6 protein-coding genes are annotated in these 9,345 nt (G+C 57.2%); 4 read left to right on the top strand and 2 right to left on the bottom strand.

From position 1 onward, the window contains the following. Positions 1-646 precede the first annotated feature (646 nt). The 4 genes from VEH04_03650 (at position 647) to VEH04_03635 (ending at position 5,795) form a co-directional block, all read left to right on the top strand. Entirely contained in the window at positions 647-2,191 is a 1,545-nt protein-coding gene (locus tag VEH04_03650; GenBank protein ID HYG21852.1) for an ATP cone domain-containing protein, read from the top strand. Positions 2,192-2,242: 51 nt separating this feature from the next. After that, positions 2,243-3,091, top strand: a complete 849-nt coding sequence (locus VEH04_03645) for a serine/threonine-protein kinase (GenBank protein HYG21851.1) — start codon at positions 2,243-2,245, stop codon at positions 3,089-3,091. Next, entirely contained in the window at positions 3,091-3,804 is a 714-nt protein-coding gene (locus VEH04_03640) for a non-canonical purine NTP pyrophosphatase (protein HYG21850.1), read from the top strand. The genes VEH04_03645 and VEH04_03640 overlap by 1 nt, the downstream gene beginning before the upstream one ends. A gap of 1,145 nt (positions 3,805-4,949) precedes the next feature. Next, positions 4,950-5,795 carry a hypothetical protein gene (locus VEH04_03635; protein HYG21849.1) on the top strand — a complete coding sequence of 282 codons (846 nt, stop codon included), beginning with the start codon at positions 4,950-4,952 and terminating at the stop codon, positions 5,793-5,795. 258 nt (positions 5,796-6,053) lie between these two features. Here VEH04_03635 and VEH04_03630 read toward each other — a convergent pair whose 3' ends face one another. Together VEH04_03630 and VEH04_03625 are read right to left on the bottom strand one after the other, a co-directional pair. Continuing rightward, the gene (locus tag VEH04_03630; GenBank protein HYG21848.1) at positions 6,054-6,599 is read right to left on the bottom strand and encodes a hypothetical protein; all 546 of its coding nucleotides are present in this window, start codon (positions 6,597-6,599) and stop codon (positions 6,054-6,056) included. Positions 6,600-6,992: 393 nt separating this feature from the next. Continuing rightward, complete coding sequence (locus tag VEH04_03625) at positions 6,993-9,026, bottom strand: sigma-70 family RNA polymerase sigma factor (protein ID HYG21847.1); 2,034 nt, start codon at positions 9,024-9,026, stop codon at positions 6,993-6,995. Between the last annotated feature and the right edge of the window lie 319 nt (positions 9,027-9,345).

The following is a 9,345-nucleotide window of genomic DNA, read 5'->3' as shown; positions in this document are numbered from 1 at the left end:
TGGTTGCGAATCATTTTCCGCTGTTGGAAAGAAAACACCCCTTACGACGAGGCTAGATACCTGCGGAGCTTGCAGCGCCGCGGAGTCACACTCTACGAGAGCCTTTACGCTGCCCTTCTTCCACACCAACCCGCTGCATGACATGCGTGTGAACATCTTTCAACTCCATGATTGACGGACTACCTCAGAGGTCTCTCCCGCTCCTGCGTCGCAGGCGAGGGGAGAAAATCAGTCTGAAGACGAGCGCTCTGATAATTACCCTCGCAGCCGCATCGAACTCCCTCTCTTCCGCTCCGAGCGGAGGAGAGGGCCGGGGAGAGGAGGTGCGCGGGAACCTAGACAACGCCATGATCGAGAATGAATCAGAGCACCCTCTCCCCCAGCCCCTCTCCCGCTCCCGCGTCGCAGGCGAGGGGAGAAAATCAGTCTGAAAGCGAGCGCTCTGATACTTACCCGTGCAGCCGGATTGAACTCCCTCCCTTCCGCTCCGAGCGGAGGAGAGGGCCGGGGAGAGGAGGAGCGCTGGAACCTAGACAACGCCGCGATCGAGAATGAATCAGAGCACCCTCTCCCCCGGCCCCGCTCCCGCTCCTGCGTCGCAGGCTAGGAGAGAAAAGAGTCGTGCGATTCGAGAAGGGCAGAAAATATGAGCTGTGTCAATGCGCCCCCAACATATCGGGAGCGACACTCGCAGATTGAGTTGTCGTGCAGCACCGGTATTGTCTGCCGCGTGCCAGTGCAGAATCGGATTGTTAAAGTGCGGAAGCGCAATCGCGCGCTCGTCCGCTTTGATTCCGGCCGGATCTACGAGGCAATCATGCGCGCCGCCAAATCCATCGGCGGTTTTCATTCCGACCGCGTCGACGGAATCAATCAGACGGTTTTTGAATCGTGCGGGAGCGACGAGCGGATAGCGGAATTCCTGGCCGATGCCGTAATCGTCTGTCTTAATTCCGATCCGCATCACCTTATTTCGAATTTTCCGCCGACGATTGAAGATATCCAGGACGAGGTCTTGCACGCGCTGGCGAGCTACGGATTCCAGAACACCGCGGACGCCTACGCGTGTTATCGATGGGGCCGCCATTGGATGCGCGAAGGGGCGATCCAACCCGCGCAGTTCATTGGCAATGGATCGCGTCCCGACCTGATGCAGAACAGCCTGGAATGGAATCGCACGCACGGCTGCCACACGGTTGCGGGTTTGAATGAATTGGTTGCGAAGAATCGTCTGGGTGAAGTCATTCGGGCGTCGATCGATCGGTATGAACGTTCACTGGACGAAGCGGCCGAGAAGGTCATGGCGCGGCTCAATGCCGGCGACCGCCTGCGGGTGCTGTGGATCAGCGGTCCGAGTTCGTCGGGCAAGACAACGACCACGGTGAAACTCACGAACCGGCTGCAACGCCATGGGCTCCGTTTCCTGGCTCTTAATCTCGACGATTATTTCTGGTCCCTTGTGGAGCATCCGACCGATTGGATCAACGATCGCAATTACGAAGCGCCTGAAGCGCTGGATATTCAGTTGCTCAATGAGCATTTGCGCGCGCTGCTTGCAGGACAAACGGTTGAAAAGCCGGTTTACAGTTTCAAGGAAGGGCGGCGAATTGGAACCCGCGCGGTGCGCCTGGAACCCGATGAAGTCCTGCTCCTGGATTGCCTGCACGGATTTTACCCGCCGCTGTCGGAAGGCATTGAGGCGTCGGCTCAGTTCCGGTTGTATATTGAAACGCAGAACATGTTGTTTGAAGGCGACGGAAGCGACGGGGTGATGACGCGATTTACCGACCTCAGGTTGATGCGACGCATGCTGCGTGATGCCAATCATCGGAACCTGAGTCCGTTGCGGACGATTCTGCACTGGCATTATGTCCGCGCGGGGGAACTCTTCAGCATCATACCGCTCAGCGGGCTGGCCGATCATGTGGTGAACGGCGGATTTCCATTTGATGTGCCCGTGCTCGCAGCGTTCCTGCAAGGTGAGGCTTCGCTTCTGCCCAAGCCTGCGGAGTTTACGCACTACTCCGGTTTTGTCGATGCGGCGATTCGTTATGAGCGGGTGGGGCGTCTCATGCGGCAGGTGCGCGGCCTGACGCGGCAGGACGTGGCGGACACGATGCTGATTCCGGGTGACGCTGTCATTCGGGAATTCATCGGAGGCAGCACGCTCGAGATTCCGCATAACGATTAGGGGTTTTGCTTTCCGCTTTCCCGGGCCTGGCTTTTGCCGTAAATAGCGTGCGTGTTCAGCGCAGACGAAAATTCAGGCGGAGGTGGTGCGCCCCGGCAGTTCGGGCGCTTTTACCTCCAGGAATTGATCAATAGCGGGGGCATGGCTGATATCTGGCTTGCAACCGATTCCCGAAACAAGCCCTATGCCCTGAGATTGATGCATGATCGATATCGCTTCAATCTCTTTGCAAAAAAGCGCTTCCTGAAAGGTTGCGACGTGCTGGCCACCATTCCCGACAGCGAGTTCATCATCAGCTACGTGGAACATGGCAAGGTGAAAGGACAGCCATACCTGGTAATGGAATATGTCGAGGCAGAGAATCTCAAGATCCTGTTCGCTCGCTCGGATGCGTTGCTGCTGGAAAACGTTGCGCAAATCCTGATCGATATGGCAACCGGGCTCGAGCACATGCACGAGAACGGGTATATGCACCTGGATTTCAAGCCTGAGAACGTGCTGATCACCCGCAACGCCGGAGTGCGGCTGGTTGATTTCGACCTCGCGCAGCCGATATCGGACAAACCAATCAAGCTTTCGAAAAATCCGGGAACCCCCGCTTACATGCCGCCCGAACAATTGCAGGGGCAGCCGCTGACACATCGGGTGGATGTCTTTGCATTTGGCGTGGCCGCCTACGAGTTGCTGACCAACTGCCTGCCGTTTCCGGGCGACACGCCATCGGACATTCTGCGGCTGGAGCTGGATCGAAGCGGCTTCATTTTGCCGCGTCAACACAACCCTGACCTTCCGCTCAACGTGGAAAAGATCATCATGAAGTGCCTCGAGAACGAGCCTGAGAAGCGGTATCCGTTCATGAGTTTGATGGCGCGCGAGTTGCGGTCGGCGTTGTACGTCTGATGCGTGCCGCGAATTCCAAAGCCATCACTTTTCTGCTGGCCACCCGCAATGCGCACAAGGTGGAGGAGATTCGCACCATCCTGGGAAGCTCGATTTCGTGTCTGACGTTGAACGATTTTCCAGAGGCCCCGACGGTGAAGGAGGACGCGAACAGCTTTGCTGGGAACGCGACGCTCAAGGCCGTCGCGTTGGCGGAATGGCTGTCGCGGACGGGAGCGGCTGCAATGCGAAGCATTGAGAATTTTTTTGTTCTCGCGGATGACTCGGGGCTGGAAGTGGACGCGCTGCAAGGGGCGCCAGGGGTGCATTCCGCGCGGTTTGCGGCCGTGGATTCGGGGAGGGAAGGGAATTCAACGGATGGCGAAAACAACGCGAAGCTTTTGCGGCTGCTGCAGGATGTTCCACGTGAAAAGCGCAGTGCACGCTTCCGCTGTGTCATAGCACTGACCCCGCTGCCGGGCTCCGGCGCGACAGGGGCGTCGCCGGTTTGCGAAAGCCGCGAGGCGGAATTGCAGACGGAGTTGTTCGAAGGCACGTGCGAAGGCTGGATCGCGGCGGGGCCGAGCGGGGCAGGGGGTTTTGGGTACGACCCACTCTTTGTGCCTGAAGGGTTTGATCGATCTTTTGCTGAACTTGGGGAGGACGCCAAAAACGGCTTGAGTCATCGCGCCAAGGCGCTGGCAGCGTTACGGCGGCATCTGGAGGCAGTTTAACAGGAGAGAAGTCGAAGGGCTTACGGCTGCGTGTTTATCCACGGATGAACACCGATGAACGCGGATTCAGAAGGGAAAACGGATTCACGCGAATGGCGCTAATTTTCACGAATTAAAGGCAGGGACAAGGCCGACACTGAATCAAAAAAGGGGTAACCACGAATCACACGAATCACACGAAACCAGCAAGGCATTCGGACGGGTTTATCAGCGCGCACAGCATTAATACCCTCCAATTTCACGTGGAAAACTTCTCGGTAAGGAAGAGCAGGGTTAAACGCTTGATTCTGCGTCGAGGCGGCGACAACGGTAATCCGCGAAGGCCGGCGCAACGTCGGCGTTTTGAAACTCTCCAACCTGTTCCAACCGGATCGTTTCGAAGAAGACTTGAACATCAGGCGAGTGCGACTGGAACCGCCCGCAATACCCAGCAAACCAGGTGTTCATTCATGCTCTCATGACGAGCAGCGCCGCGTCGAAGCATTGAAGCAACTGCAGCAACTCAAACATCCCTTGGCTAAGGCCATTGAAGCGCTGCGATGCGCTTGTCTTCAAATCCACGAACCAGGCTGCAAACCACCCGATCCTTCAAGGTCGGAATGCCCTTCTCCCGCGTCATCCCAGTATCTGAAGCGACTTGGACCACAGCCGTTGTGAAATCAGAACCGAAGCGTGGGTGGGGGCGAATGCCTGCGATAAAGCGCTTGTTGGAAAGCCGCATAGTGGAAAACTCTTCGTACGGTTTGACGAGGGGAGCGGGTTAATCCCCGCCCCTACTTTACCGTTCATCCGTGGTTAAGCTTCGTGTTCAATTTGCTTTGCGGAGCTTCACGATGCTCAGATGGACTCATTCAAGTCTGGCAACATTCTGTTTGGCTTGAAGATTTTTCGGTGCTCCGATCCGGATTGGTTTCATGTAGAGCTTGAGTCCGTCATGGATATGTCCGGGTCATTCTCGGCTCGCACAGGCGAGATCGTTTCTGTTATCCCCTGCACATCCGATGGGAAAGCGATCTAATCAATGTGCAATCATGTTCGCTGCTGCTTCACCTGCCGTTGTGAACCTTTCGTGACTTCGGAACTGATTCACCATAGTGTGAGCCTCAACCCAACCCCAATCCTCAATGCAACTACCAGCGATACTCGTGAGTTTGCTTGCTGCCGCAGTGTCAGCCCTTTTCGTGGGGTGCGCGAATCAAGAGGCACTGAATTCCTGGCGCGTCCGGCAGATGAGCCCCGTCGATCGGCTGGCCTATACGCAAAAACAGATCATTGTGGAGCGCGACCGCAAGGTCGCCGAAGCGGAACGGATTCTTCATGTCTTCCTCGCGGAAAAAACTGCTGAACTTCAATCGACTCCGCACGATCTGCGGGGATTGCAAAGATTCCACAGCATCGCTTTTGAGTCCGAAAAGCGGATCCAGTCCCTGCAATACGAAAAGCGCCAAGACTACTTTTCCCCGCAAATGCGACAGTTCATTTTGGATTTCCGCTCCATGAGAGATCAACAACTGCAGACACTTCGACTGCCGCTCACGGCGGATTCCGGCGGAACCGTGCCCCAACAAAATGGTGTGCAATGGCTCATTTATTCCGGTTTGTTCTCCGATGCTGCCCACCCTGTTTTCTCGGAAGCCGTGGCGGTCCAGCGAAAGATTCACGCACGCCGCGTAGCCGAGCTGCAGGGACAGCGCGAGGCCAAAGCGAAGGAAGCGGTGCAGGCGTTTGTCGGATTCCTGGCTCTTGTTGCGGTAGCTCAGGAAAAGAAAGCACAAGACCTCAGGGATCGTGGTCTTTGCCCGGAATGTGAAGGCAAGGGCAAAAACGTATCGAGCACCAACAACAAATGCTCCACCTGCTGGGGATCGGGAGCGGCTCCCACGCGAAGTGGACTATGCCCGATCTGCTACGGCTTGGGAACCATTGGAATTGCAACGCCCGTCGTCGAGGACTGTCGGCGATGCGACGGCACCGGGAAGTATGGCCACTGAGCAAACGAGTTTCCAAGTTCCTGTGCTGCACAGCCTAAAAGCGGCGCGTTCGGAGAAGCGCAGCAGCGGGGTACGGACTCAACCGTAGCGCGGACTTCCAAGTCTGCTGTGTCGCAGGCTTCCCAACCTGCCGGGCGTCATCCACGCCCTGCAGGCTGGAAGCCGGCGATACAGCCGGTCGGGACACGTGCGGTTTCGGGTGCAATTGTTCCCGGGATTCCACAAAGCAGCGCTTCTATTGGCGGGTGGGGATGACGTCTAGTTGGGTATCTTCATCGCATTTTTCGTTTCCCCCCGATGATCGAAGTAGCCAATGACCACGAAGAATAGCGTGCATGCATGGAGAGATAGATGGAGAACCAATGCCTTGTGAGTCGATGTGCCCCATTCCCCTGACGACAGTTGCCCCGCACATGATACAACTGGGAGTGCCGCCGCACAGCTCATCACCATGACCGCTGGCAGACCAGGACGCGCGAGAAGCCAGACAGTCAAAATCGAAAGGACAGCGACATCTGCAACAGATGCGCCCGCATTTCCGCTGAGCAGGCCACCGATGGTCATCCATACAATATGCCCGGTCACGACGGCGGCGGTGGGAATAAACGATCGCCGGGAAGGAATCGCTTTTTTATAAATGAATCCTGCCGCAAATGCCCCACCGAGCGGCAGCAACAGCAATGCCCCACCCGCGTATAGCGCGACAGCTGTCCCCAAACACACTGCAAGAATCCGGAACAGAGTAGGAACCTGTGCGCCTTGTTCCGGCAGCAGGAGAGACTCCGTTGTGTCCTGTGGATCCATAAAGTGTGCCCAACGACTCGGGGAGCAATCCCCGAATTCACGCCAGCAATGAGGTAGCACCCGCGACCGAATCACAGCAGTGGAAATGCTCCGTCAGCTGCAACAATCGCCGACAAATCACCTGACCGGTCGGAATGTTCTGCAGCGTGTTTCCCTGATGTAGCCACGTCAAGTAGTTTGGAGGTGGAGGGTATTCTCTGCAGTTGTTCTCTTGTCCTCCGGTGTTCCCACAGCAAGTACAGGAAACAACAACCCTTGCTGTCACAAGGCCAGAGAAGGAGATGGGGAAGCCTAGGGTGTACTTCCATAAATAAGTGAGATCGATCTGGTATCGCCATGGCACGGAGTTGGAGGGATGTTGTAGTTTCACGAACTTGTGTTTCCGCACCGTTGTCACAAACGCGCGGGTTCCGGAAATATCTTCGGAGCCGCCGGTGCGAATTGAAAACAGGTGTCGAACACCTCTCGATTCATATGCCCTTTTGCGCGGACGCTCAGCCTGAGTTCCTCATCCGGCGGCGCGCTAAGCCATTCAAGGCGACCGTCTGAATCCGTGTTACGGTTAAAGTCCACTTGTGTCACCGGCCGCGTTCCCGGTAGGTGCCAATCGTGAATCCAATCCAACCAAACGCTTGCTTCACGAATCGGCGCGTCATTCACGTCCACAACTCTCAACCGGAGCACTGCACCCGTCCGAAGCGTGATTGAAATCGGCGAAGAATCGTTCGAAAGATCGGCTTCCAACGTTGTCGCCGCAAAGCCATCAGCCTCCGCACTGAGAATGTTTGTGCCGGGTTTGCACCCTTTGATTGCAAAGCTGCCATCAGATGAAGTTTTCCCTGTTCGACGGCCGCTTTCGCCCACGCGTCCGACTAGGATGCGAGCTTCCGACACAGGAGTCCCGGCGGCGTCGAGCACGAGACCGCGAGCTACCACCGCCCGACCAAGCTTGAACGTCCAGTTACGCGCCAGCAGTTGATCCGCAGCTTCGGGACTGCGGTTCACGTCGAGCCGATCGGCAGCCCCGTGTTCAAGATGGCTCGCGCTGCCGTCAATGGTTCGAAGCGCCTGTTTTCCAATTCGATGGATGGCCCACTCGCCTTTGGCATCCGTTCGGGCGGTCTCCCAGAACGGCCAGCCGAAGTTATCGCACTGTGGCCAGGTCTCGGCGGAGATATCCGGGCGATTATTGAATCCTACTTCAGCGTCCTCAACTGGCTGGCCGTCCGCGTCCAGAACCCGCCCGCCAATTGCGACCGCGCGTTGCAGACGCAGCGTATATTCTTGCGGGATGCTTTCTCCGCGCTCGGGCCGCCATTCAAGGCGCGTATTGACAAACCCGTCGATTTCGCTGGCGAGAATCAATCGTTTAACGCGGGTCCGGTTGAATGGAACTTCGCATTGCCCGTTGCGCGCAGCGCGCAGCCGCTTGCGATCGGCGGACTCACCTTCCCAAACCCAAAAGTCGAATTCGACGTTTGGGATCGGACGCGAGACGTCGTCGGCTACAATGGTTAGCACAAGCCGATCCGCTGGGGCTTTGGTCCCTTCGGAGGGTTGCGCCGCCGCGACGGGAACATTCGCCGCGGCGACAGCCTCGACAGCAGCAGTTTCAAACGTTGCAGTGGCGATCCCTTGGCGCGCCGGGCCAGCGGAGAAACTGGAAGAGTAGGAGACCGCCAGCCACACTGCGGCTGTGAGCACGATGGCACCGACGCTCAGCTTGGTCCATAGCGAGATCGAAAGATTGCCCAGTCCAAGACCGATTCCAGCAACTGCTGCGCCTGCCAGGGCGTTTCGTGAAACAAGCGCGCTCAAGCCGGCGGGCGCCGCACTAACGGCTTTTCCCGCCAGCAGTGTTCCGAGTAAAGCGGCACTGAGGTTCACACGGCGTTGCAGCAGCAGTTCTCGCAATTTGTCCAAAGCGCGGCTGACCCGTTTTTGCGCGGCGTCGTCGGTGAGGCCGAGAGCAGTCCCAACTGAGCGGAAATCCCGCCGTTCGAAGAACCGGAGTAGAATCGCACGGCGATCCGTCGGATCCAGTTCGTCAATGCTTGCGTCGAGTTGCCCTGCCAATTCCTGCCAGAGCGTGTCAGTGGATTCGTCAGGGGCATTCATTTGAGCGGCCTCTCTTTCGCGGAGTTGGCGGCGTTGTTTGGTGCGGACCATTGTGGACGCAACGAAACCGGTATGACGATACAGCCAGCCTCCCAGACAATCGGCGTTCTGTACGCTGCGGGCTTTGCGGGCGAGGTCGGTGAACACGGTTTGGGTGACGTCGAGGGCCTCGGTGGCATTGCCGTTCAAGCGGCGGAGCGCCGCGGAATAAACCAGATCCGCATAGCGATCAACCAATTCGCGAAACGCCGTCTCGTCGCCCCGTTCGGCGTAAGCTTGAAGCAAGCTGTTGCTTTCAGTTGTGCTCATTCACTAGTAAGAAGCCGCTGGATATCAAATCCGACACGCAATGATTGTTTGTGGGGAAACGCCCAAATAAAAGTCCGTCCAGGGCCGAAACGGATTGAGGAGCAATAGTCCAAACCATTCTGGCGCGTGGAAATGTGCTAATCAGCTGTTCCGTCTCATTTACCTAGCTGTGCCGAAATGATAGGGGTAGGAGCGAGGGATTAACCTCGCCCCTCCCTCCAAACCGGACGGGCGGATTTCCCGCATCCGGCTTTCCGTTTAGTGGTTCCTGTCCGGAGTTGGCTCGCTTCGGCTCGGGCTGTGGCCAGGGAGATCAGCC

It is taken from the genome of Verrucomicrobiia bacterium (assembly GCA_035629175.1).
In the GTDB taxonomy this organism is placed as follows: domain Bacteria; phylum Verrucomicrobiota; class Verrucomicrobiia; order Limisphaerales; family DASXHY01; genus DASXHY01.
The sequence above is the reverse complement of the archived record's forward strand: the minus strand, read 5'-3'. Positions and strand labels throughout refer to the sequence as shown.